General features: G+C 39.8%; 32 protein-coding genes. 18 read left to right on the plus strand and 14 right to left on the minus strand.

Translation table 11 applies throughout. The features are described from left to right. Window positions 1-308: 308 nt before the first annotated feature. The 3 genes from LXL81_RS07190 to LXL81_RS07200 all read right to left on the minus strand — a co-directional run bounded on the left by LXL81_RS07190 (window position 309) and on the right by LXL81_RS07200 (window position 1,011). Window positions 309-494 (minus strand): hypothetical protein, encoded by a 186-nt coding sequence (locus LXL81_RS07190; protein WP_234646047.1) that lies wholly within the window; start codon window positions 492-494, stop codon window positions 309-311. After that, entirely contained in the window at window positions 491-736 is a 246-nt protein-coding gene (locus LXL81_RS07195) for a RusA family crossover junction endodeoxyribonuclease (protein WP_234646048.1), read from the minus strand. The genes LXL81_RS07190 and LXL81_RS07195 overlap by 4 nt, the downstream gene beginning before the upstream one ends. A 92-nt stretch (window positions 737-828) precedes the next feature. Continuing rightward, window positions 829-1,011 carry a hypothetical protein gene (locus tag LXL81_RS07200; protein WP_234646049.1) on the minus strand — a complete coding sequence of 61 codons (183 nt, stop codon included), beginning with the start codon at window positions 1,009-1,011 and terminating at the stop codon, window positions 829-831. A gap of 159 nt (window positions 1,012-1,170) precedes the next feature. Here LXL81_RS07200 and LXL81_RS07205 point away from each other — a divergent pair, with 159 nt between their 5' ends. From LXL81_RS07205 to LXL81_RS07260, 12 genes are read left to right on the plus strand one after another with little or no spacing between them, the layout of a single operon-like run. Next, window positions 1,171-1,341 (plus strand): hypothetical protein, encoded by a 171-nt coding sequence (locus tag LXL81_RS07205; protein ID WP_234646050.1) that lies wholly within the window; start codon window positions 1,171-1,173, stop codon window positions 1,339-1,341. Further along, complete coding sequence (locus LXL81_RS07210; protein ID WP_234646051.1) at window positions 1,328-1,537, plus strand: hypothetical protein; 210 nt, start codon at window positions 1,328-1,330, stop codon at window positions 1,535-1,537. Before LXL81_RS07205 ends, LXL81_RS07210 begins: the two co-directional genes overlap by 14 nt. After that, on the plus strand, window positions 1,537-1,734 hold the full coding sequence (locus tag LXL81_RS07215; protein ID WP_234646052.1) for a hypothetical protein: 198 nt from the start codon (window positions 1,537-1,539) through the stop codon (window positions 1,732-1,734). The genes LXL81_RS07210 and LXL81_RS07215 overlap by 1 nt, the downstream gene beginning before the upstream one ends. Then, the gene (locus LXL81_RS07220) at window positions 1,735-2,391 is read left to right on the plus strand and encodes an ERF family protein (protein ID WP_234646053.1); all 657 of its coding nucleotides are present in this window, start codon (window positions 1,735-1,737) and stop codon (window positions 2,389-2,391) included. It begins immediately after the preceding gene. Further along, on the plus strand, window positions 2,375-2,629 hold the full coding sequence (locus LXL81_RS07225; RefSeq protein ID WP_234646054.1) for a DUF2312 domain-containing protein: 255 nt from the start codon (window positions 2,375-2,377) through the stop codon (window positions 2,627-2,629). Before LXL81_RS07220 ends, LXL81_RS07225 begins: the two co-directional genes overlap by 17 nt. 11 nt (window positions 2,630-2,640) lie before the next feature. Further along, a complete protein-coding gene (locus tag LXL81_RS07230) occupies window positions 2,641-2,943 on the plus strand; it encodes a hypothetical protein (protein WP_234646055.1) in 303 nt (100 codons plus the stop codon). Window positions 2,944-2,954: 11 nt separating this feature from the next. Further along, window positions 2,955-3,602, plus strand: a complete 648-nt coding sequence (locus LXL81_RS07235; protein WP_234646056.1) for a hypothetical protein — start codon at window positions 2,955-2,957, stop codon at window positions 3,600-3,602. After that, on the plus strand, window positions 3,602-3,979 hold the full coding sequence (locus tag LXL81_RS07240) for a hypothetical protein (protein WP_234646057.1): 378 nt from the start codon (window positions 3,602-3,604) through the stop codon (window positions 3,977-3,979). The genes LXL81_RS07235 and LXL81_RS07240 overlap by 1 nt, the downstream gene beginning before the upstream one ends. Further along, entirely contained in the window at window positions 3,976-4,335 is a 360-nt protein-coding gene (locus tag LXL81_RS07245; protein ID WP_234646058.1) for a hypothetical protein, read from the plus strand. Before LXL81_RS07240 ends, LXL81_RS07245 begins: the two co-directional genes overlap by 4 nt. Then, complete coding sequence (locus tag LXL81_RS07250) at window positions 4,332-4,790, plus strand: JAB domain-containing protein (RefSeq protein ID WP_234646059.1); 459 nt, start codon at window positions 4,332-4,334, stop codon at window positions 4,788-4,790. Before LXL81_RS07245 ends, LXL81_RS07250 begins: the two co-directional genes overlap by 4 nt. A 34-nt stretch (window positions 4,791-4,824) precedes the next feature. Further along, window positions 4,825-5,049 carry a hypothetical protein gene (locus tag LXL81_RS07255; RefSeq protein ID WP_234646060.1) on the plus strand — a complete coding sequence of 75 codons (225 nt, stop codon included), beginning with the start codon at window positions 4,825-4,827 and terminating at the stop codon, window positions 5,047-5,049. Continuing rightward, window positions 5,049-5,972, plus strand: a complete 924-nt coding sequence (locus tag LXL81_RS07260) for an ArdC family protein (protein WP_234646061.1) — start codon at window positions 5,049-5,051, stop codon at window positions 5,970-5,972. The genes LXL81_RS07255 and LXL81_RS07260 overlap by 1 nt, the downstream gene beginning before the upstream one ends. A gap of 149 nt (window positions 5,973-6,121) precedes the next feature. Here the strand turns inward: LXL81_RS07260 and LXL81_RS07265 are convergent, their stop codons facing one another. The 5 genes from LXL81_RS07265 to LXL81_RS07285 form a co-directional block, all read right to left on the minus strand. Then, window positions 6,122-6,487: a hypothetical protein gene (locus tag LXL81_RS07265; RefSeq protein WP_234646062.1), complete on the minus strand. Its 366-nt coding sequence runs from the start codon at window positions 6,485-6,487 to the stop codon at window positions 6,122-6,124. Further along, window positions 6,487-6,747, minus strand: coding sequence for a helix-turn-helix domain-containing protein (locus LXL81_RS07270; RefSeq protein ID WP_234646063.1), 261 nt, complete (start codon window positions 6,745-6,747; stop codon window positions 6,487-6,489). The genes LXL81_RS07265 and LXL81_RS07270 overlap by 1 nt, the downstream gene beginning before the upstream one ends. Before the next feature lie 17 nt (window positions 6,748-6,764). Continuing rightward, complete coding sequence (locus LXL81_RS07275; RefSeq protein ID WP_234646064.1) at window positions 6,765-7,979, minus strand: site-specific integrase; 1,215 nt, start codon at window positions 7,977-7,979, stop codon at window positions 6,765-6,767. Between the two features lie 386 nt (window positions 7,980-8,365). After that, window positions 8,366-8,713 carry a PIN domain-containing protein gene (locus tag LXL81_RS07280; protein WP_234646065.1) on the minus strand — a complete coding sequence of 116 codons (348 nt, stop codon included), beginning with the start codon at window positions 8,711-8,713 and terminating at the stop codon, window positions 8,366-8,368. A gap of 12 nt (window positions 8,714-8,725) precedes the next feature. Beyond that, window positions 8,726-8,932 (minus strand): hypothetical protein, encoded by a 207-nt coding sequence (locus LXL81_RS07285; protein ID WP_234646066.1) that lies wholly within the window; start codon window positions 8,930-8,932, stop codon window positions 8,726-8,728. A gap of 175 nt (window positions 8,933-9,107) precedes the next feature. Here LXL81_RS07285 and LXL81_RS07290 point away from each other — a divergent pair, with 175 nt between their 5' ends. Together LXL81_RS07290 and LXL81_RS07295 are read left to right on the plus strand one after the other, a co-directional pair. Continuing rightward, window positions 9,108-9,989 carry an AraC family transcriptional regulator gene (locus tag LXL81_RS07290; RefSeq protein ID WP_234646067.1) on the plus strand — a complete coding sequence of 294 codons (882 nt, stop codon included), beginning with the start codon at window positions 9,108-9,110 and terminating at the stop codon, window positions 9,987-9,989. Between the two features lie 78 nt (window positions 9,990-10,067). Next, complete coding sequence (locus LXL81_RS07295) at window positions 10,068-11,198, plus strand: FAD-dependent monooxygenase (protein ID WP_234646068.1); 1,131 nt, start codon at window positions 10,068-10,070, stop codon at window positions 11,196-11,198. A gap of 70 nt (window positions 11,199-11,268) precedes the next feature. Here the strand turns inward: LXL81_RS07295 and LXL81_RS07300 are convergent, their stop codons facing one another. From LXL81_RS07300 to LXL81_RS07310, 3 genes are all read right to left on the minus strand, one after another. After that, window positions 11,269-12,006 carry an SDR family oxidoreductase gene (locus LXL81_RS07300; RefSeq protein WP_234646069.1) on the minus strand — a complete coding sequence of 246 codons (738 nt, stop codon included), beginning with the start codon at window positions 12,004-12,006 and terminating at the stop codon, window positions 11,269-11,271. A gap of 69 nt (window positions 12,007-12,075) precedes the next feature. Continuing rightward, the gene (locus tag LXL81_RS07305; RefSeq protein WP_234646070.1) at window positions 12,076-12,954 is read right to left on the minus strand and encodes an AraC family transcriptional regulator; all 879 of its coding nucleotides are present in this window, start codon (window positions 12,952-12,954) and stop codon (window positions 12,076-12,078) included. A 51-nt stretch (window positions 12,955-13,005) separates the two neighbouring features. After that, window positions 13,006-13,356 carry a helix-turn-helix domain-containing protein gene (locus tag LXL81_RS07310; RefSeq protein WP_234646071.1) on the minus strand — a complete coding sequence of 117 codons (351 nt, stop codon included), beginning with the start codon at window positions 13,354-13,356 and terminating at the stop codon, window positions 13,006-13,008. Between the two features lie 127 nt (window positions 13,357-13,483). On the opposite strand from LXL81_RS07310, the gene LXL81_RS07315 reads away from it, so the two are divergent. The 3 genes from LXL81_RS07315 to LXL81_RS07325 all read left to right on the plus strand — a co-directional run bounded on the left by LXL81_RS07315 (window position 13,484) and on the right by LXL81_RS07325 (window position 17,057). Beyond that, window positions 13,484-14,236: an SDR family NAD(P)-dependent oxidoreductase gene (locus LXL81_RS07315; RefSeq protein WP_234646072.1), complete on the plus strand. Its 753-nt coding sequence runs from the start codon at window positions 13,484-13,486 to the stop codon at window positions 14,234-14,236. Between the two features lie 216 nt (window positions 14,237-14,452). After that, window positions 14,453-16,231 carry an ABC transporter ATP-binding protein gene (locus tag LXL81_RS07320; RefSeq protein ID WP_234646073.1) on the plus strand — a complete coding sequence of 593 codons (1,779 nt, stop codon included), beginning with the start codon at window positions 14,453-14,455 and terminating at the stop codon, window positions 16,229-16,231. Between the two features lie 115 nt (window positions 16,232-16,346). Continuing rightward, window positions 16,347-17,057 (plus strand): 2OG-Fe(II) oxygenase, encoded by a 711-nt coding sequence (locus LXL81_RS07325; protein WP_234646074.1) that lies wholly within the window; start codon window positions 16,347-16,349, stop codon window positions 17,055-17,057. A gap of 134 nt (window positions 17,058-17,191) precedes the next feature. Here the strand turns inward: LXL81_RS07325 and holA are convergent, their stop codons facing one another. Then, window positions 17,192-18,211, minus strand: a complete 1,020-nt coding sequence (holA, locus tag LXL81_RS07330; RefSeq protein ID WP_234646075.1) for a DNA polymerase III subunit delta — start codon at window positions 18,209-18,211, stop codon at window positions 17,192-17,194. A 51-nt stretch (window positions 18,212-18,262) separates the two neighbouring features. Further along, window positions 18,263-18,859: an ACP phosphodiesterase gene (locus LXL81_RS07335; RefSeq protein WP_234646076.1), complete on the minus strand. Its 597-nt coding sequence runs from the start codon at window positions 18,857-18,859 to the stop codon at window positions 18,263-18,265. 99 nt (window positions 18,860-18,958) lie between these two features. On the opposite strand from LXL81_RS07335, the gene LXL81_RS07340 reads away from it, so the two are divergent. Then, the gene (locus LXL81_RS07340) at window positions 18,959-19,471 is read left to right on the plus strand and encodes a peptidylprolyl isomerase (RefSeq protein WP_234646077.1); all 513 of its coding nucleotides are present in this window, start codon (window positions 18,959-18,961) and stop codon (window positions 19,469-19,471) included. Between the two features lie 217 nt (window positions 19,472-19,688). On the opposite strand, the gene LXL81_RS07345 is transcribed toward LXL81_RS07340, so the two are convergent. Continuing rightward, on the minus strand, window positions 19,689-20,168 hold the full coding sequence (locus tag LXL81_RS07345; protein ID WP_234646078.1) for a dCMP deaminase family protein: 480 nt from the start codon (window positions 20,166-20,168) through the stop codon (window positions 19,689-19,691). Window positions 20,169-20,251: the final 83 nt, after the last annotated feature.

Raw genomic sequence — 20,251 nt, forward strand, 5'->3', positions numbered from 1 at the left:
GGCTTCTGAGAGCTTCAGAAACCAACTTAAAACTGTTACTTCCATTTTATTAGGATGGGTTGATATACAGCCCTTTGGAAAAGGGGTGCTGAAGACACCTCTTTTCTTATTAACTGCCTCCATCGGAAACAAAGATAATATTTAGAATCTAATAAGTATTCCTCGTAATAAGGAGAAAATAGGCAAATATTATTGTCATTTTATTACTGCTCTGATAATCAGAACATTAGGCTGTATTTTTTTAGTTAACGCCGTTAGAAATAAAATGAGCCTTTATCCTAGTATATTCGGTCAAATTGTTTTATAAGCTAATCGCAGTTAAAATTGATACCAGTTTCTACCTTCAGCGCATTTATCTGGTCTTCATCACTTTCAAACAAGTGTAAATCCTCGCGATAGTTTTTGTTATAAAATCGCGGGTTCTTCTTTTTCTTGGCCTTTTCAATCAGGTGAGGTTTGTTTTTAATTCTACCGTAGTCGTCAACTTTGCTCATTTCCGGGTGATCCTTATTTCAACTCGTGGATTTGTTTTGTCCACTCCTACATGATCCCAGCTCTCGCTGTCAACAATTTCGTAGTTGTCGTCAAGTATCACGCCCTGACTTACAAGGTAGTCTGTTGTTGCCTTGAAGTATGATTGACCATCCCGCTTGCGTTTGCAGGGCCAAGCGAAGGTGTAATGAATATGCACCTTGTCAGCAATTCCATGAGCTACAAGTAAGGGACAGGATTTCAACCAATTGGCGTACGCCTTGCTTTTGAACCTGTGACCATTTCTGCTTGTGGGAAAAAGACTGTTTCCAGTAGGCGGGAATGGCAGGACAATAATCACAAAAGCAGGTCTTTTAGGGAAACTTTCCCTTTTGTCAGTTCTACAATCTTCAACGCCATCTTACGGCTTGGGCGGCGTGTGCCGTTCAATAAGCGAAAGATTGCAGTTTCATGCTTGTATCCGCAAAGGCGGCCAAACTCTGTTTTGTTTTTCTTTTCGAGGTACTTTGCTAGTTTCATAATTGGATAGTACCCTACACTGGCAAGTGATGTCAATCAGTTTATTTACTTGCTTGATAGATTTTTTTTATGCTCAAAAAAATTAGTCGTTTTGGTAAAAAAGATGTTGACACCCTATCCTGTATGGGCTAAGGTGACTATATCGAAAAGGAGAAAACGATGAATAGAAAAGTACTAATAGCAATGATTATTTGGGCAGTCTTGTCCTCAGTCATGGTGGTTGCAGCTATCAATATGGCTTCGAGCTGGTTTGATGGCGGTAAAGGAATTGGAAAAATTCAGGCTCAAATTGAAGAGGGCTATGAGGAAACAAAAAATGAAAGACAATAATGTAGTTCCAATCAAGGTCGTTACTGACGATCCACTGGATTTGGTTCTGGATACCATTCTGCAAAACGTAAACTCCATGATTAACATGGGTCATGTAATGAACCTAAACCACGCTTCCAAATACCGTCATGTTCTGGTTTCAATATCAGAAATGGCGAAAGAGGAACTTTACCACCTTGATAAAAAGGCCGCGTGATGACACTCACCAGTCCACTACAAGCCGTAAAGCAGGGCATAATCCAACGCCTTAGCATTATATACCCCACCCTAACCGAAGAAGAATTGACCGAAAAGAGCGGTTCACCCGAATACGTGCCTGAAGCCATTAAAGAGCTGTTGCAAAGCGGTGATATTGTGGTTGATGGCGATCAATATAGATTGAAAGGAAAATAGATGTCCAATAAGCACGTATATGAGGCGATTGCAGCGATTACAGGAAAGATGTCAAAAGAAGGCATCAGTAAAGACCGCAAGAACCAGATGCAGGGATATAACTTCCGTGGCATTGATGATGTGTTAAACGCACTGTCTCCGATGCTGGCAGAAGAAAAGCTGAACATATTGCCCCGTGTAATTGAGCGTGAATGCGTTGAGCGACAAACAGCCAAAGGCGGCGCAATCTTTTACACAACCGTTAAGGTAGAATTTGACTTTGTAAGCGCGGTTGATGGTTCAATTCATACCGTCTGTACGTTCGGTGAAGCTATGGACAGTGCTGATAAATCCACAAACAAGGCAATGTCTGCTGCTTATAAATACGCTGCCTTCCTTGCCTTTTGTATCCCTACTGAGGGTGAAGATGCTGACGCGGTAACCCATGTCATTACGCCGAAAGTTGACCTGATTACACCGGAACGCAAAACCTTCATCATTGATATGGTGAATAAAGAAACTGACATTACAAAACTTAGAACCATCTACCCGGTTATTAAGAAGGAATGTCAAACCGCTAATGATGAGCCTACTTGGAAAGAACTGGAAAAGCTCATTACAGATAAAGTAACACAACTACAACCACCACAGGAGACTACAATTGACACAACCAACTAATATTGCTGGGGTATCTGGCGAAAGAGTTATCCAACTTATTGAGCGGATTGAACGCTTAGAAGAAGAAAAGTCTGGACTTGCTGATGACATCAGGGATGTTTATGCAGAAGCCAAGAGCGCCGGGTTTGATACAAAAACCATGCGCCAGATTGTCAAGTTAAGAAAGCTTGACCGTCAAAAACGTGAAGAAGAAGAAATGCTACTTGAAACATATAAAATTGCCGTCGGCATGGAATAGGAATACAAACAATGACAAAAGTATACGACCTAGTAATCAAAACCGGAACCTACACCAAGAATGGCGAAGAAAAAGCCCGTTACAAAAACATTGGTATTGTTAATCAGACAGATAAGGGAATGTATATTCTTCTTGACCGCATGTTTAACCCTGCTGGCGTGCCTAATCCTGAAAACAAAGACATGTTGATGGTTTCAATGTTTGAGCCAAAAGAAAATCAGTCTGATAATGGTGCTGCCTATTCGCAAGCTCGTAAAGGTGATCCACAATCACCAAGCTTTGGTAATGAATTCGACGATTCAGCGCCGTTTTAGGGAGAAATAACTTGACCAATATTTATATCGACATTGAAGCCATTAATTCACAAGACGAGCGTGTAAAGGAATACTTTGCGCGTTCTGTGAAGGCTCCTTCAAACTATAAAGACCCTGAGAAAATACAAGCCTATATCGCGGAAGGTGCTATTGAGGCGGTGAACAAAACCGCGCTTGATGGCCTTGGACATGCTATTTGTATCTGTGTAGCGATTGATGAGCGAGAAGTTGCAACTTTCTACGCCTATGAGCCAAAGGACGAAGCTGAAACCCTAAAAAATCTGTACACATATCTTGATGATAGCCTTGGAAACAACTTCTCACCCAAAACATTCATTGGTCACAACCTTGTCGGATACGATCTGCCAATGTTGAAAAAGCGGTCAATGGTGCTGGGTATTAAGCCTCCCGCATACATTCCATTCGATGCGAAACCTTGGGACAACACTGTATTTGATACAATGATCCGTTGGGATGCCAGAAACTTTGCAAGCCTTGATAAGCTGTGCCTTGCTTTTGGATTGGATGTAAAATCTGGTATGGATGGCTCAATGGTCAATCAAGCGTATCTTGACGGCAAGCATGATGAAATTGCGTCATACTGTAACCACGATGTTGATGTTGTCCGTGAACTTCACAAGCGGATGATCTACGCATAATGAAAACGTCATACCTCACTGTCAATGATATTGTAATTGAAAACCTTTATAAGGCTATCAAAGAGGCTCCTCGCGGCAGTGAGGTAACTATCGGCCCAAAGAATAAAACACGCCAACAGGAAAAATATCTACATGCTATCATCTGTGAAATTTGCAAGCACAACGGCGCTGACCCAGAAGATTTAAAGGATGATATTAAAATACCAATCCTTGGATTTACCGAACATGACTACCATGGCAAAAAATACCTCCGTCCCAAATCATCGAAACACATTTCTGATGAGCAATACGGTAAACTTATTAATGCGGCCATTGTTATTGCTGACTTTCTTGATGTAAAACTTCGCCCACCCTCCCACTATGGATTGAGCTTTTGACCCTAGCCTTTCCCAAACCTGAGAAGCGGAAGAAACCGGATAAGGCCGATTATAAAAAGCGCGCTTTTATCTGTGATCTTCCTTGTCTTACCTGTGGTCTGGAAGGATCAACAGAACCCCACCATTTAAAACGCCATGTTTTAAGAGGCATGGGAATGAAGGCAAGTGATGACTTTATTGTGCCGCTATGCCATAACTGCCACATGCTGGGAGTTGAGCTGGCTGGGGATGAAACGGCTTGGTTTGCTTCAAATGGCATATCTAACGCTGTTAAAATTTCTAACGATATTAATAAATACTATTTATCAGACAACCCTGAAAACGCACACGACTATATAATGAGAAGATTTTTATGACCCACCCACTCTACATTCTTAATGAAATCAAAGTTTCCTATACATCGCATTTGGAACCAGAAGACAGGATGAAAATTGGTAGACCCTTGGATTCCTATAACGCTCTTTTGTCGGTGTGGAATATGGATACAATTGATTTATATGAGGAAATGAAAGTAATGATGCTGGACACATCTAGCCGTGTTATTGGAGTATTCAACCATTCAACAGGTAGTTCAGCCGGGGTTGCGGTAGACAGTAAGCTGATTTTTGCCACGGCACTTAAAGCAAATGCTCAGTCCATTGTTTTGGCACACAACCACCCTTCTGGAAATTTGAACCCAAGCCACGCAGACCGGGAAATCACTCATAGGCTAATTGAGTGTGGCAAGATGTTGGAACTTCCAGTAGTTGACCACATAATTGTTTCCAGAAAAGGCTTTTACAGTTTCGTTGATAACGATGCAATGTACTAACGATAAGATCCACAATTATATTAAGGAGATATAAATGACTAAACAACAAACAATAGAACGTCTTGAAAAAGAGCTTTATGAATGGAAAAACTACGCGAATGATTTAAAAGATCGCCATGACCTTGCTTTGAACTCTCTTTCAGAACTCGCACAGGGATTTGGGGTAAAGGGGGATTATAGTTGGCAATCTGCAATGCAGAAGTTGGCTGGAAATGCCATTGTTGCTATCGGCAATAAAAGATTGAGAAAGGCTTACTAATGACCGATCTACACGATCAAATTACAGGCAAAATCATTGAACAACTTGAACAAGGAACCGCCCCATGGCGCAAACCTTGGGATAGCACCAACGACACACCTTTCACTATTCCCCTGAATAAAACCACCGGTAAATATTATCGTGGTATCAATATCCCGTTACTTTGGCTCGCCAGTGCTGAAAAGGAATACACAAACCACAATTGGGGCAGTTTTAAACAATGGGCCGAGAAAAAGGAATTCGTCCGCAAGGGTGAAAAGGCCACAACAATCGTTTATTACGATACTATCGAACGTAAAAAGGATGATAAGGTTGAGAAGATCCCATTCCTGAAAATGTCATTCGTGTTCAATCAGTGTCAACTTCAATCGTACAATCCTGATCTGGAAATCAAACCGGATCGTCTGGACTTGGTAACACGAGTTGAGAATGCCGATGAGTTCATCAAGAACACCCAGGCTGATATTCGACACGGTGGAAGTCGCGCCTGTTACTGGATGGCAGAAGATTACATTCAAATGCCTCCGACAGTCTCATTTAACGGTACACAGACGCAAACCCCAACTGAGGGCTATTACTCCACTGTTTTACATGAATTGTCCCACTGGACTGGGCATGAGAAGCGTTGTGACCGTCAATTTGGGAAGCGTTTCGGAGACAGCGCCTATGCCTTTGAAGAATTGGTGGCTGAAATGTCATCAGCGTTTCTATGTGCGGAACTTGACATTACGGATGCTCCCCAGCCGGATCATGCCAGCTATATCGGGCATTGGCTGACAATGTTGAAGGATGACAAGAAAGCTATTCTGACGGCTGCAAGTGCTGCCAGCAAAGCGGGTGATTGCTTGAAAGCGTTTCAGTCTAACGCTCTTTATCCCGGTCCGGCTTTGATTGAAAGCTCTCGCGGAATTTCTCCTTCTTAGCCTCACGCCTTCCGGCTTCCAAGGCTTTATAAGTTTCAGATTCCAAGAACTTTGGATTTTTCTGCTCCTTCATAAGGTCTTGGAACCTGCCTCCCTTTTCCAACTGATACCCAGTGTTGAACCACTTTACAAAGTATGGGTCTACTTTTTCATCGCTCATGATCCCTGTTTTTATCTTTTGATTTAAAAGCTGCCATAAAAGCTCTTTTCTTTTCCTCCCGTTCGGTAGTTAATTTTTGCTGCTTCAATGCTTCTTCGGAAAGATTATTAGTTTGGCTTCTGGATATATCTTTATGAATATCCTGATGAGCAAGGGACTTTTCTATTTGCTGAATATCCCTGTCGGATAAGGCTTTTGCGTCCTTTATCCTTTGTTCAATCTTGTCAAGTTCAATCTGATACGGGTCTGGTTCAAGTTCAGTATTAGGCTCTCGCCAAGGTTTTCGCCCGTGTTCCGGTTCAAGTTCATTTTTGTTTTGACTGAACTCATGCTTCAAATAATCTTTTTTAGCCATCAGAAGGGGTTTTTAGCGTGTTTATCTAAATAGGCATCAATGCTGTCAAGATCGTATAAAATGTGCTTTGGCAAAGGTTGGGTGTAGCGTATCACCCCTGTGTCCCTAAGCTTCTGGAGCGTGGTTTTGCTGGTAATTCGCATGTATTTCATTGCTTCTTCGCCATCAATCCACTTGTCTCGCTTGCCACCCTTCACACGAGCAACAACCTCCTCAATAAGGCGGTAGAATTGTTCGTCTGTGAGGTTTTGGGTTTCCATGAAAGCAATATATCAAATTATCCATTTAAAACTGCATCTAACGCATCATCTGCTGTCTTGTGAATGAAATTATTTTGGTATGATATAGTCGTGGTCAAACTGCTGTGCCGGTACAGCTTTTGAAGCATTTGAGGTGTGATTTTGTCCCCTGAAATGTTTCCGAAGGTGTGACGGCTGATGTGGTTTGTCATCGGCTTAGTGATCTTTGCCTTCTCAGCGACCAGTTTTAAATACTTATTCAGGTTTTTAACGCCGTAGGAAATCTTTCTTTCAACGGTAAATTGGTCGCTCATATCCTCAACCACCTTCAGTTCAGGAAATATAAGGCCGTTGACAGGATCATCGCCCCGGTATTGATCCAATATCGCTTTCACCTTTTCAGGGATTTTTAAAGAGCCGGGCTTATCGTTTTTTCCCATGGAATAAAACAGACGGTCATTTTGAAAATCCGTCCACTTCATCCGCAATACATCAGAAACCCGTACCCCTGCAAAGTAGTATGAGAATAAAAATACATTTCGTGCATGGTTAAGTTTTGGCTCAACCGACAGGTTAAGTTTTTCAATCGCTTCGACTTCCTCTTTTGTCAAACCGATTTTAGAAGACTTTGGAATTTTAATCTGTATTTTTCCCCTGCCAAATGGATAGGCTTTGATATCAGCCAATTCGCCAAGTATCGCCTGATTGTAAAGCGACCTAATCAGTATAAGGTGGTTAACAATTGTTCGCTCACTGAGTTTCTTATCACCCTTCAAGTGTGCCCGGAAACGATTTAACAGCGGGACAGTGATTTCAGAAAAATCAATATCCTTCGTTCCTAAAAAAGCCTCAAAGTTATTTATTCTTGCCTGATCGGTTGGGACACGATTGTATTTCCCCTCCTTTCGCATATTTTCTATAAACTCAGCTGCAATGGCAAAAAAGGTTACACCCTTCTTTGGTTTGATCTTCTTTGCAACAAGCTTGGCAGAGACATCTTTCTTTTTGGCTTGTAGCTCTAAACTAGTGTCACTGGCCTCAGCAAATTTCTGTGCAATTAAATTGTTTAACCTCACGGAATTGCGGTGAGTTTTTTTAACTTTACATGCTACCGCGTCCCAATCCTCTTCATTGATACTTGTCCCAATGTGAATGTAGGAAGATTTACGATCCTTCGTAATCCGCAGCGCAAGGGGAAATGTGCCGTCAGCTTTTGCGGCGTTTCTGATAACCACCTTAATTGTCGTCGCCATATAATTTCTTTTAGGTCAAACAAATATAAGTAATTCCAGTCAAACATTAGTAAAACAAACGGTGTTTTTTTATGTATTACTATGACTTCCATAAATTAATAAAATGCTGATAATTAGATAGTTAAAATCATATCAAAACATAGTAAACCATAGTAATACAGTATGAATAGAATTCATAACCCTGAGGTCAGCAGTTCGATCCTGCTTCCCGCTACGAAAAAGGCCACTTTTAAGTGGCCTTTTTTATTTGCGACAAAAGAATATTGATAAATGAAGTGAACTCAAAAGGCCGCTCTATTTAGCTGACAACGGAATAAGTCCCGCAGTTGTGATGACACGATCAAAGCCCATTGATTGCAAATGTGTAGTTAGTTTTCTGTCTCCTGTCAAAGAACACCATCTGTTTGTAATGTCAGAGCTACATAGCTGATGTCAAAGGCATCAACGCCTATCGTAAGTCGTTCGGCTTCCTGCCAGTGAGATTTTTCTATTAGAAATTCATTGTGCAGCTCCAGACAATTGAGTAGTGTATAATAATCATCTACAATCTGCTCGAAACTCTTTTTAGAATTTTTGATGATTTTTGTCTGATGTTTGAATAACTCCACCATCGTGTAATGACAAGTTATACGCCTGATTGGCAATGAAGTGTGCGTCAGCAGTCTTGCAATGTTGCTATTGGGGGAGATCAGTGCACTAAAAAGAATGTTAGTATCAATGACAACCGTTATCATATAGCTATTTTATTAGGGCAGGAACTTATGCCTGTTCTCGGCCCACCATGAAGTTTCAACCTCGTGTGCCAGTTTGGCGGCATTTTCTTCTGTGCCCCTATTCTGGGCGTTGGACTCGACAAAATGGAAATGATTAATTAACTTTTGTACATCGTTGATATCGAAAAGAGCAGCATTTAGCCGGATAACAATATCCTGATCGTTTCTTTCTATGGTCATAATCATCTTTTATTTTAGTAAATATACCTATTAAACCTGAGACGTTAAAATGATATGTGGAGGCAATTTTAATCTGCTAACCTTGAATTATTGAATAATACTGTCGCAGGAATTTTCGCCATATGTAATAGTAAGTGAATCTAATTAATAGCTTTACGTAAAATCAAAGTGGTTAATGCGTAAAAAGACAAAATCCATACCTGTAAATGTGATGACTGATGATTTCGGCGGAGACATTTCCGTTGAAAAAATATCGGTTGCTAATTTACGCGCTTTGGAAAAAGTATCAGAAAACAGTCTTGAAGACGCTGAACAATCACACCGGCATGACCGCCACTCCTTCTTCCTGCTTGAAAGTGGAATAGTTTCCATTGAAATCGATTTTCAAAAATATGATATCCAACCTTCGTCTGTCATTTACATGCACCCCAATCAGGTACATCGTATGCTGGCATTTGAGCATGTTACCGTATACAGTTGTGCAATCAATAATGAAAATCTGAATCCCGAATATCTCAAACTACTGGAAACCATCTCACCTGCAAAACCAATCTTATTGGACACAGAAACATTTTCAGTTATTTCCCAGGCAGCATCATTTGCTATGAAATTATCTGAACGGAAAAACGAAAAACTGTATCATTTTTTATTGAAAGATAGTTGCAACACGTTAGTCGCACTGATTATTTCTCAATATTTACATCAATCCGGATCAAGTGATAAACTTTCACGTTTCGAAACAGTTACAAAGGGGTTTAAAGAGTTATTGGAGCGTGAATTTATCAATATAAAAAAACCAGCGGAATACGCACAGAACCTCAATATATCTACGCCTTACCTCAACGAATGTGTGAAAAATACAACAGGTCATTCTGTATCATACCACATTCAGGAACGTATTATTCTGGAAGCGAAACGTCTGCTGTTTCATTCCAACAAATCGGTAAAAGAAATTGCAACCGAATTGGGTTATGACGATTATCCTTACTTCACACGGCTTTTCACGAAGGTCACCGGAATGACAGCGGTGACTTTCAGGAACAAAAACCACGATTAGTCCAATACCTGCTTTGTATTTCTGTTTCACGCCTTATGCAGACAACGTTCCTTTGCATTGTTAAAAAATCGTACGAAAATGGAATCACTAAAAGAAAAAATTGCCGGACAAACAGTACTTATTTCAGGTGCAAGTATGGCCGGACTATCAGCCGCATGGTGGATGAATAAATTAGGCTATAAAGTAACTGTGGTTGAAATGGCAAACGAACCCCGAACGGCCGGTGGCGCTGTTGACATCAAGGATGCTGCAATAGAGGCCGTCAAACGTATGGGAATTTTTGAAGAGTTAAAAGCCCATCAGTTGAATGTAGAACTTATTGAATTTAAAAATGCCCGGGATATAACGGAAGGTTCAATTTCGTTAACAAATGAAGGAGCAGAACTTCCTGACGATGAGATTGAAGTTGAACGAGACTTGTTTGTGGGAATTATATTTGATAAGATAAAAAATGATGTTGAATTCATTTTCAACGATAGCATAACTGCATTAATAGAAACAAAAGACGATATCGAGGTAACATTTAAGAATGGCGTAAAAAGATCATTCGATCTGGTATTGGGCTGCGATGGTTTACATTCTACTGTGAGAAGAATCTCATTTGGCCACGAAACTGAATACACACATAATCTTGGGGCGTATTTTTCACTCACGATCCTGAATCAATTATTAATAAAACAAAAAACAATGCAAATGTATAATGTGCCGGATAAGGCTATTATGCTGAATGCTTACAAAAACAAGACGGATATCATCTTTTGTTTCAATTCAGAAAAAGAGATTCCTTATGACTATCGTGATAAAGAGCAGCAAAGAAAAATTATTTTGGAACAGTTTGCCGGTCAAAGTTGGAGAACCGAAGCATTACTGGAAGTTATAAAAAACGCAGATGATTTTTACTTTGATAAATTTTGTCAAATAAAAATGCCGTCGTGGACAAAAGGCAGAGTGGCCTTGGTTGGCGATGCAGGTTATTGTGCTTCGCCGGCTGCCGGAATGGGTGCATCATTGTCGGTGATTGGGGCCACAACGTTAGCAGATGCACTGGAAAAACATAGCGGCAATTTTGAATTGGCATTCCAGGATTATAACCAAAGTTTGCGTCCTTTTATTGAAGAAGTTCAAGCCGGGGCTGAATCAAATGTAAGGGAAAGTTTTATTCCAAGAACTGATGAAGCAATTCGAAAAAGAAACAAAGAAGGTTTTTAAAAACTATATAAGAAACGGGCCTGTAAAGCCCGTTTCTTATATAAACTAAACTGTCATTTAAGTCCAGCTATTACCATGGACAATTTTCAGGCTCAGGAAAATATTCTTCACTAAAAAACTTTCCGGTTGGCCCACTCTGATCAATCAGCGCATATTTAGCTATACGTTTCCCCGCCTCTTCCACTGTACTTGTGCCCTGATCATTGGTAAAATCGGTTTTTGTCCATCCCGGGCAGACTGCATTAACTTTGAAAGCCGAATCACGAAGTTCATAAGCCAGATTGATGGTATACATATTTAGTGCAGATTTACTGGATTGGTATACCGCCATTTTATTGTCGTAACCAGGAACGGAAGGATCCGCAGCCAAAGAAAGAGAGGCCATGGCTGTGCTTACATTAACAATACGCGGTTCAGCTGATTTTTTCAAAAGATCAATAAAAGCTTGTGTAACGCTGATCACGCCAAAAACATTGGTTTCATAAACTGTTTTAAACTGATCAATTGTCGCACTCAGCGCAGATTGCGGAAATCCTCCCGAAATTCCCGCATTATTAACCAAAACATCCAGAACATCCATTTTTTCTCCGATTTGAATTCTGGCAGATTTAACGGAATCAGTATCTGTTACGTCAAGCCTGACAGCTTCTATATTTTCTAATCCGTCTGCTTTCAGCTTCTCCACAGCCTTTGTACCATTTTCAAGACTCCGGCTAGCCAAATAGACAAAAAATCCGTTTTGTGCCAGTTGTCTTACTACTTCCAAACCTATACCCTTATTTGCCCCTGTTACTAATGCTGTTTTCATTTGATTGATGGTTAAAATGATATTCGCAAAAGTAGCAGCAAGAAAAATACCGGAGTTGGACAAATCATTTTAGTTACTGGACAAATCGTGATGATCAGCCAAAAATGCGCTAACACTTTTGCCGGTACTCTTTTTAAATAACCTTGAAAAATAATCAGGGTCATTGAAACCAAGTTCGTAAGCCAGTTCTTTTACCGAAAGTGAAGAATATTGCAACTTCCGCTGAGCTTCCAGCATAAGCCGGTTTGTCATCCATTCCTTTGGCGAAACGCCAGAAAAACTTTTGACAACACCATAAAGGCTGCTCGGTGTCATTGCCAGTTTTTCGGCAATTGTGTGTACATCATGCTGCTCGGTCAGATGCGTTTCCACTGCAAGTTTGAAAGCTATATACTTGGATAACTTTGGATTGAAAATATTATGCTGTTTGCTCTGCTCAAAGTAAGCGCTGTTGAATTCAGTCAGCAATGTATTCAAATGTGCCAGAATAATGTCTGTGTTTTTGGGTTTTCCTGAAACATGCAGCAACTGAAACAAGTTGGAAAAAACCGACTTAACACGCTCTTTTGCATCCGTATCAAAAGTGATCGTATTGGTATTTAACGGATTAAGCAGAAACGGAAATGAGTTTGGAAGCAGTGCCAACACGTTTTCATCAAAGGCAGCTTTATAATTTAAGCTGTGACTTTTTTGACTTGGATTTAGAAATATCTGATTTGGTGAGCCAAAAACCAACTGGCTATCAGAAATTGTAATTTCCTCAGCATCAATTTTATAAGTTTCCAAACCCTGATCTAAAAAAATAAAACAATAATGGTCCAGCTTATGTGGTTTTAAAAGTTTTTCCAGTACCTCATCCGGCAAATTAATTTTACAGTTTTCATTCACCGTCATCAACAATTTGTCGTGGTGTTTGATCTTGTCCAATAATCCCTTTGTCTCTTGCATGCGTTAATATTTTTATGAACATTGATAAGAAGAAAGCCTGATCGCTTTGTTCTAAATGATCAATTCTTCATTTGCCAACTGTTTCTTACCCCAATTGTGTAAATGCTCTATAAAAGGTATCAACTCCTGCCCCGTGCCACTTAGCGAATATTCAACCTTGGGCGGTACTTCGTGATACATTTTTCGGATGATCAGATTATCGTCTTCCAATTCCCGTAAAGTCTGGGTAAGCATCTTTGTGGTAATGTCAGGTAAAGTCCTGCTTAATTCGCCGTAACGTAACACCGATTTTAAGCTCAGATGCCATAAAATCCGTCCTTTATATTTCCCTCCTATTCGTTTGAAAGCGTACTCGACACCGCATTTCTGTATACACTCCGGAATTTCTGCTTTATTTTTCATTTTTATTTAATTATAAGATATTGATACTCATCATTACACACTTTTTAGTATGTAAGATACAAAAAAGTACATACTTGTCAAAAGTATGGAAACAATCTAGTATTGCAGTTCATTAATCAAATAAAAAATGGACTTGAAATTAAAAAATAAAGTAGCTGTGGTTACCGGTGCGTCAAAAGGAATTGGCGCTGGAATAGCAAAAGCATTTGCCAAAGCAGGTGCCAAAGTAGTTGTCAATTATGCAACAAGTAAAGAGGGAGCAGATAAAGTGGTTAACGAGATTACAAATAATGGTGGTGTAGCCGTTGCCATTCAGGGCGATGTGACTATATCTGCCGATGTAAAAAAGCTCTTTGATCAAACAAAAGAAATTTATGGCCAACTGGATATTTTGGTCAATAATGCTGGTGTCTTCGCATTTGAGCCATTGGCGGCAGTTACAGAAGACAGTTATCACCGTCAGTTTAATACCCACGTGCTGGGCAATTTGTTATGCTCACAAAACACAGTTGCAATGTTTGGTGAGCGTGGAGGTAGTATCATCAATATTAGCTCCACTGTGAGTACTAATCCGATGGCTGGCCTGATTGTATACTGCGCGGCAAAAGCTGCTGTTGACACCTTCACAAAAGTGTTATCAAAAGAATTGGGGCCGAAAAATATCCGGATCAATACAATCGCGCCGGGAGTTACTGATACAGAAGGAAATCATACAGCCGGTATCATTGGCGGTGATCTTGAAAAAGAGATGGTTGCTATGACTCCCTTAGGCCGCGTAGGACAGCCGGAGGATATTGCAAAAGTGGCAGTTTTTCTTGCTTCTGACGATGCCAGCTGGGTAACTGGTGAAAGAATTACGGTTGCTGGTGGTTTGTTGTAAATGTTAAGAAATGATCATAATATGCTGCCTGCCGGCAGCATATTTTTTGTTATTTCCGGCTAATTATTAATATTAGAATCCATAAATAACTTTTCAATGATAACACAACAGCTTAGGCAGCATCTAAATTAGGCCTGTTTTTTGTTCTAGCAGAATTAAATGCAAAACTTTTCAGTTTGATCATTATACCAGCCTATATTCTGCAAACCAGGACAAATGAAATTATTACTAAAATATTTAAGCCGATACAAAGGGCTTATCCTTCTCGCTCTGTTACTCGCTGCAATTAACCAGGTATTTTCTTTACTGAACCCCTATATTTTGGGTAATGTCCTGATAGACCCGTTTGCCAATAAAGCACAATATTTTCGTGACAAAGGTCTGAGCGATGAATTTTTCAAAGGCATTACCATGGGTTTGCTAATGATCATTGGTGCCGCTATGGTTTCACGTATAGCCAAAGCTTTCCAGGATTATGTAGTGAACGTTGTAATCCAGAAATTCGGGGCCGACTTATATACTGATGGCCTTCGTCATGCTTTAAGACTGCCCTATCAGGATTTTGAGGACCAAAGAAGCGGAGAAACATTATCTGTGCTTCAAAAGGTGCGCGCAGATTGCGAAAAATTTATCACAAACTTCGTTAATGTACTTTTCGCTACTCTGGTAGGTATCGTTTTCGTTACCATTATTGCTTTCAAACTCAGTCCGATGCTGCCGGTTATTTATTTAATTGGTTCAGTAGTACTGGCTTTATTAACCAGCATTTTAAGCAGAAAAATAAAAGAGGTACAAAAAAATATTGTCAAGGAAACGACTGCTCTGGCTGGTTCAACGACGGAATCTTTACGGAATATAGAGCTTGTAAAAAGTCTGGGTTTAACACAACAGGAAATCCGCCGCCTGAATACGACAACCTTTAAAATTCTTAAACTGGAATTAAAAAAGGTAAAAAGTATTCGATCAATCAGCTTTATCCAGGGAACATTCGTGAACTTCCTGCAACAGTGCATTATGTTCTCCCTGTTATATTTTGTATTTCATGAAAGAATCACGGTGGGACAAATGATGATGATGCAGTTTTATTCTTTCTTCATTTTCACACCGTTACAGGAACTGGGAAACGTAATTTTATCTTACCGTGAAGCAGAAGCATCACTTATCAATCTTGAAAAATTACTAAGCCGCCCTATCGAACGCAAACCGGAACATCCCGAAAAAATTGACGCCGTTGAATCGCTCCGTTTTGAAAATGTTCACTTCCAGCATCAGACAGCCAGAAAACCTGCACTTGACGAGATTTCTTTTGAAGTAAAACTTGGAGAAACAATCGCCTTTGTGGGCCCGTCAGGTTCAGGGAAAACTACGCTGGTTAAATTGCTCGTAGGTTTATACCATCCCAACAACGGCCATATTTATTATAATAACCACAGCGACGATAGTATAGACTTTGATGAATTGAGACATCAGATCGGTTTTGTGACCCAGGATACGCAATTATTCTCGGGAACAATCAAAGAAAATCTGCTCTTTGTAAATCCTTCCGCGACAGATGAACTGATCACAGAAGTTTTGAAAAAGGCTGCCTGTTACAATCTTTTATTACGTGCCGAACATGGTATCGACACGGTTATCGGTGAAGGGGGACTAAAATTATCTGGCGGAGAACGTCAGCGATTATCGATTGCAAGAGCGTTGCTGAGAAATCCTCATTTGATGATATTTGATGAAGCAACTTCGGCTTTGGATTCCCTGACAGAGGAAGAAATATCAACAACCATCAGAAGTATCACCAGCCAACGCCAGCACATCACGGTCATGATCGCGCACAGGCTTTCAACGATTATGTATGCTGACAGAATTTATGTTCTTGAAAAAGGAAATATTATAGAAACCGGCAGTCATAACGCGCTGCTTGAAGAAAAAGGCCTTTATTATGCCATGTGGCGGCAGCAGATCGGGGAGCGAAAAGACTCGCATGTGCTTCAATCTTAAAACCTGAATATTGGTAGTTTAAAAAACCTGAATTTTGCTTTAACTGAGCAAGATTCAGGTTTTGCAGCTTTTTGGGGTTTAATATTTTTGTCTTATCAAAAATTAAATTCTCAAAATGGCTTATTATAAAAATTTAGAATTGATTGACTGGAATATTGTCACTGAAAGCATACACCAAAGGGGTTATTGTTTGCTTCCAAAAATGGTAGATGACGATAACTGTAATGAATTAGTCAGTAACTACGGCAAGTCAGCTTTTTACCGGAAAACAATTGTCATGGAACGTTGTCGTTTCGGTTTGGGAGAATATAAATATTTTCAATACCCGCTTCCTGAGCTGATTCAAAGCATCCGTGAAGGTATTTATCCAAAACTCGCTGCGATCGCCAACAAGTGGATGCAGGTATTAAATATCAATAAAATTTTCCCGGATTCATTTGAAGAACTTCAACAACAATGTCACGATAACAACCAGACAAAACCGACGGTTTTAATTCTGAAATATGGTAAAGGAGGTTTTAATACTTTACACCAGGATTTGTATGGAGAAATATTCTTTCCGATGCAACTGGTTATCTTTCTAAACGAACCTGGAATTGATTACAGTGGCGGAGAATTTGTACTTGTTCAGCAAACACCAAGAGCACAGTCAAAAGCAATTGTCTTAAAACCAAAAAAAGGAGATATTCTTATTTTCACGACAAACTTCCGCCCTGTGAAAGGTAGTAAAGGATATTACCGGGCGAATATGAAACACGGTGTAAGTGAGATTCTTGAAGGAAACCGCTATACATTAGGAATCATATTTCATGATGCATTGAGCTAAATCTGTCTATCAGCTTATCCCGAAGATAATATAACTTCATCACTTCTCATGTTTCTATATCTGCTCATATGAGTTGCAATAACATTATTTAACGCTGTTAGATTATCTATCTTTGATATAAAGATACAATATTATCAATGAACGATCTTAAAGACAAGCTCTTTTAACAATTCTCCTTCTGGTGTGCTTACACCATCGAGTCCTTTCATTCGTGCGTCACATTCGCGCAGGTAATGTATGATATGAGCTACTTTTGGCAATGGGTAATTTCTTGCTGCCAGCGAATAATCTTTAACAAAAAAGGGATTTACACTCAACGCGGTTGCCAAACCCTTTTCAGATTTATCCGGACTGGCGTGTACCAGCAGCACCTTGGAGAAAAAACCAAAGAGAATAATCAAAATTGGCGCAAGCGGATTATCTTTCGGATTTGCAGAGAAATGTGAGGCAATCCGGTTTGCCTTGATAACATCCCGCATCAGCAAAGCTTTTTGAAATTCAAAAACGTTATATTCCTTACTGATACCTACAAAGCGCTCCACAACTTCGGCATCAATTCCCTGATCAACGCGTAGATTGACCATAATTTTACGGATCTCGTTGGTCAGTCTTTTTAGGTCGTTACCAATATTGTCCACCATCATTTGCACGGCTTTCGGGCTAATTTTTACGCCTTCACCCTGACAATAAGATGCAACCCAGTCCGGTAGTTTATTGTCATACATCTTTTTGGACTGCACCACATATCCGTGCGTATTAAACGCCTTCACGAAAGTTTTGCGCTCGTCTGCATTGGCATGAAAACATAAGACTAAAACGGTGCTATGCAATGGATTCAGTGCATAGTCTTCAAGTCTGGCCTGGTAATCCTTCTGATCTATGCCGCCAAGTTTGTTGGCATCCTTAACAATAATGAGCTGTCGCTCAGACATAAACGGATATCTTCGGGCATAGCCAATAACCCCGGCTACGTCCGTGTCTTTCCCATACAAAACAAACTGGTTAAACCCTTTTTCAGACTCGGATACTACCCGCGCTTCCAGTGCATCGGAGATTGCATCAATATAAAAAGGCTCATCCCCGTAAAGAAAATAAACGGGCTTGAACTTTTTGGCTTTAATTTCTTTAAGAATTATATCAGGCGTTTGAGCCATTTTTAAAAGCTAAAATTTAAAATAATGTAATCAGTATTAATATTCCGGACCCTAATTTTCCTTAATAAACTGTGCTGCTTCTGCCTGCAACTGAGGAAAAAATATATTGAATTTTTCGTGATAAAACGCTTCATTTATTGCCAGATCTGCTTCCGCAAATACCAATACATCCAGAAAATCGGCGCGTCCGGACAACCGGCTGAATGTAAGTTTTATTCCTTCCAGGGTTTCGTAAGTATTTAACCAGTCCTGACGAATCATCGTTCTTACCATCGATTTCATATGATCCGGAATCAGCCTGTCGTTTTTGACAATGATATGATACATACGATCACTGAACGATTTCAGAGATTCATCGCAAAATTGGTTAAAATATTTGGCTAAAAAATAATCGAAATAAATATCTGTGGCGATTCCTGCGGTTTTCCCCAAAACTTTTGCAGCCATTCTTTTTGCTTCTCTGACCGTAGGGTGCTGGTCGGTGTACATGTCAATGTGGCGATGTAATTTAAGACCAAGCAGATAATCAGCGTCAAGCCCGGCAATTTTATCGCCCGACAACCTGCCTTTGATAGAATCCCCGACATAATTTCCTAAAATAACCTCTTCATTCGCTCCGGAAAGCAATAAGTGTGCTAAAAAATTCATAAAAAAAGACATTTTGGCAAAATTCCCGTACGTTTGTTTTTCCTATTTAACCATGGAACAATTATTTTACAACAACCAATATTTTAAACAAACAAGCAAATGAAAGTCGAAAAGAATAATGTTGTAGCACTCATATATAGTCTTAGAATTCCGGACAATGACGGTGAAATGGATATCGTAGAAGTAGTAACGGAAGAAGATCCGATGTATTTTATCCAAGGCATCAGTGGACTTCCGGAAGGCTTTGAAGGTAAAATTGAAGGACTTTCTGCTGGTGATACGTTCGATTTCACGGTGGCACCAGAGGAAGGTTACGGAGAATTTGATCCGGAAGCAATCGTTGAATTGCCAAAAGCTGTTTTCCAGGCGGATGATATTGACCAGGAAGAACTTTTAGAAATTGGAAATATTGTTCCAATGACCAACGAAGACGGAGAACGCATGCACGGACAGGTAGTTGAAGTTAAAGATGACGTGGTGGTCATGAATTTCAATCATCCGTTGGCAGGAAAGGAAATGCATTTTGAAGGTTCAATTCTTTCAATCCGCCCTGCTACTGACGAAGAAATCAGTCATGGACACGTGCATGGAGAAGGTGGACATCACCATTGATAATTGTTAATGGTTAATTATTAATGGTTAATGTTGGTGATTCATTAACAGTTAATTGTAAATAATTAACCATTACGTTTCATATTTCTCCACTTAAATTTCGAAAGTTTAAAAAACATATTAGCCGTGAAAACTATGTCCATAATTATGGTTAATTGCTAATAGCTAGTGTTGGTGATCCATTAACAATTAATCACCAACGTTTAATCCTTAATAATTAACCATTACTCACGTATTGCTCCACCTCCACTCCGAAAGTTCTTAAAAACTCCACACCTTCTTCTTTTGCGATTCCTTTATAGGCTGCGTACGAATGCAAAAAGATAACCTTGCTAATTTTCATTGTATAAATTACTCTTGCGCATGCAATACAGGGTGCCAGCGTGACGAAAAGCGTTGCACCTTCAATATTTGAGCCATTCTTAACAGCGAAAAGAATTGCATTTTGTTCTGCATGAAGTGCAAGTGAGCAACTTCCTTTGGCATCCCTCGGACAGCCTGTTTCCGGAAATTCTTCGTCACAGTTATGTGTTCCGGCCGGTGGTCCATTATAGCCAATTGAAATAATCCGCGTATCTTTTGTAAGGACGGCACCAACCTGAGCTTTTATACAATGAGAGCGTTTCGCTAAATTTTTAGCAAGCTCCATAAATATATCATCAAATTCAGGCCTGATTTTCGTTATGTCTAAACTCATTCGATTCTTAAACTTAAAATTACCTGCAAACTTAGATAAAGCATGAATTGGATTCAATATAGATTGGCAATTAAGCTTAAAAG

The organism is Dyadobacter sp. CY356, from assembly GCF_021440195.1.
Classification (GTDB): Bacteria; Bacteroidota; Bacteroidia; order Cytophagales; family Spirosomataceae; genus Dyadobacter.

What these genes read in the sequence shown, in the direction of transcription:
- LXL81_RS07190 (WP_234646047.1), bottom strand. Translation starts at nt 494, where the DNA reads ATGAGCAAAGTTGACGACTACGGTAGAATTAAAAACAAACCTCACCTG.
- LXL81_RS07200 (WP_234646049.1), bottom strand. Translation starts at nt 1,011, where the DNA reads ATGAAACTAGCAAAGTACCTCGAAAAGAAAAACAAAACAGAGTTTGGC.
- LXL81_RS07205 (WP_234646050.1), top strand. Translation starts at nt 1,171, where the DNA reads ATGAATAGAAAAGTACTAATAGCAATGATTATTTGGGCAGTCTTGTCC.
- LXL81_RS07210 (WP_234646051.1), top strand. Translation starts at nt 1,328, where the DNA reads ATGAAAGACAATAATGTAGTTCCAATCAAGGTCGTTACTGACGATCCA.
- LXL81_RS07215 (WP_234646052.1), top strand. Translation starts at nt 1,537, where the DNA reads ATGACACTCACCAGTCCACTACAAGCCGTAAAGCAGGGCATAATCCAA.
- LXL81_RS07220 (WP_234646053.1), top strand. Translation starts at nt 1,735, where the DNA reads ATGTCCAATAAGCACGTATATGAGGCGATTGCAGCGATTACAGGAAAG.
- LXL81_RS07230 (WP_234646055.1), top strand. Translation starts at nt 2,641, where the DNA reads ATGACAAAAGTATACGACCTAGTAATCAAAACCGGAACCTACACCAAG.
- LXL81_RS07240 (WP_234646057.1), top strand. Translation starts at nt 3,602, where the DNA reads ATGAAAACGTCATACCTCACTGTCAATGATATTGTAATTGAAAACCTT.
- LXL81_RS07250 (WP_234646059.1), top strand. Translation starts at nt 4,332, where the DNA reads ATGACCCACCCACTCTACATTCTTAATGAAATCAAAGTTTCCTATACA.
- LXL81_RS07255 (WP_234646060.1), top strand. Translation starts at nt 4,825, where the DNA reads ATGACTAAACAACAAACAATAGAACGTCTTGAAAAAGAGCTTTATGAA.
- LXL81_RS07260 (WP_234646061.1), top strand. Translation starts at nt 5,049, where the DNA reads ATGACCGATCTACACGATCAAATTACAGGCAAAATCATTGAACAACTT.
- LXL81_RS07265 (WP_234646062.1), bottom strand. Translation starts at nt 6,487, where the DNA reads ATGGCTAAAAAAGATTATTTGAAGCATGAGTTCAGTCAAAACAAAAAT.
- LXL81_RS07270 (WP_234646063.1), bottom strand. Translation starts at nt 6,747, where the DNA reads ATGGAAACCCAAAACCTCACAGACGAACAATTCTACCGCCTTATTGAG.
- LXL81_RS07275 (WP_234646064.1), bottom strand. Translation starts at nt 7,979, where the DNA reads ATGGCGACGACAATTAAGGTGGTTATCAGAAACGCCGCAAAAGCTGAC.
- LXL81_RS07280 (WP_234646065.1), bottom strand. Translation starts at nt 8,713, where the DNA reads ATGATAACGGTTGTCATTGATACTAACATTCTTTTTAGTGCACTGATC.
- LXL81_RS07285 (WP_234646066.1), bottom strand. Translation starts at nt 8,932, where the DNA reads ATGACCATAGAAAGAAACGATCAGGATATTGTTATCCGGCTAAATGCT.
- LXL81_RS07290 (WP_234646067.1), top strand. Translation starts at nt 9,108, where the DNA reads ATGCGTAAAAAGACAAAATCCATACCTGTAAATGTGATGACTGATGAT.
- LXL81_RS07295 (WP_234646068.1), top strand. Translation starts at nt 10,068, where the DNA reads ATGGAATCACTAAAAGAAAAAATTGCCGGACAAACAGTACTTATTTCA.
- LXL81_RS07300 (WP_234646069.1), bottom strand. Translation starts at nt 12,006, where the DNA reads ATGAAAACAGCATTAGTAACAGGGGCAAATAAGGGTATAGGTTTGGAA.
- LXL81_RS07305 (WP_234646070.1), bottom strand. Translation starts at nt 12,954, where the DNA reads ATGCAAGAGACAAAGGGATTATTGGACAAGATCAAACACCACGACAAA.
- LXL81_RS07310 (WP_234646071.1), bottom strand. Translation starts at nt 13,356, where the DNA reads ATGAAAAATAAAGCAGAAATTCCGGAGTGTATACAGAAATGCGGTGTC.
- LXL81_RS07315 (WP_234646072.1), top strand. Translation starts at nt 13,484, where the DNA reads ATGGACTTGAAATTAAAAAATAAAGTAGCTGTGGTTACCGGTGCGTCA.
- LXL81_RS07320 (WP_234646073.1), top strand. Translation starts at nt 14,453, where the DNA reads ATGAAATTATTACTAAAATATTTAAGCCGATACAAAGGGCTTATCCTT.
- LXL81_RS07325 (WP_234646074.1), top strand. Translation starts at nt 16,347, where the DNA reads ATGGCTTATTATAAAAATTTAGAATTGATTGACTGGAATATTGTCACT.
- holA (WP_234646075.1), bottom strand. Translation starts at nt 18,211, where the DNA reads ATGGCTCAAACGCCTGATATAATTCTTAAAGAAATTAAAGCCAAAAAG.
- LXL81_RS07335 (WP_234646076.1), bottom strand. Translation starts at nt 18,859, where the DNA reads ATGAATTTTTTAGCACACTTATTGCTTTCCGGAGCGAATGAAGAGGTT.
- LXL81_RS07340 (WP_234646077.1), top strand. Translation starts at nt 18,959, where the DNA reads ATGAAAGTCGAAAAGAATAATGTTGTAGCACTCATATATAGTCTTAGA.
- LXL81_RS07345 (WP_234646078.1), bottom strand. Translation starts at nt 20,168, where the DNA reads ATGAGTTTAGACATAACGAAAATCAGGCCTGAATTTGATGATATATTT.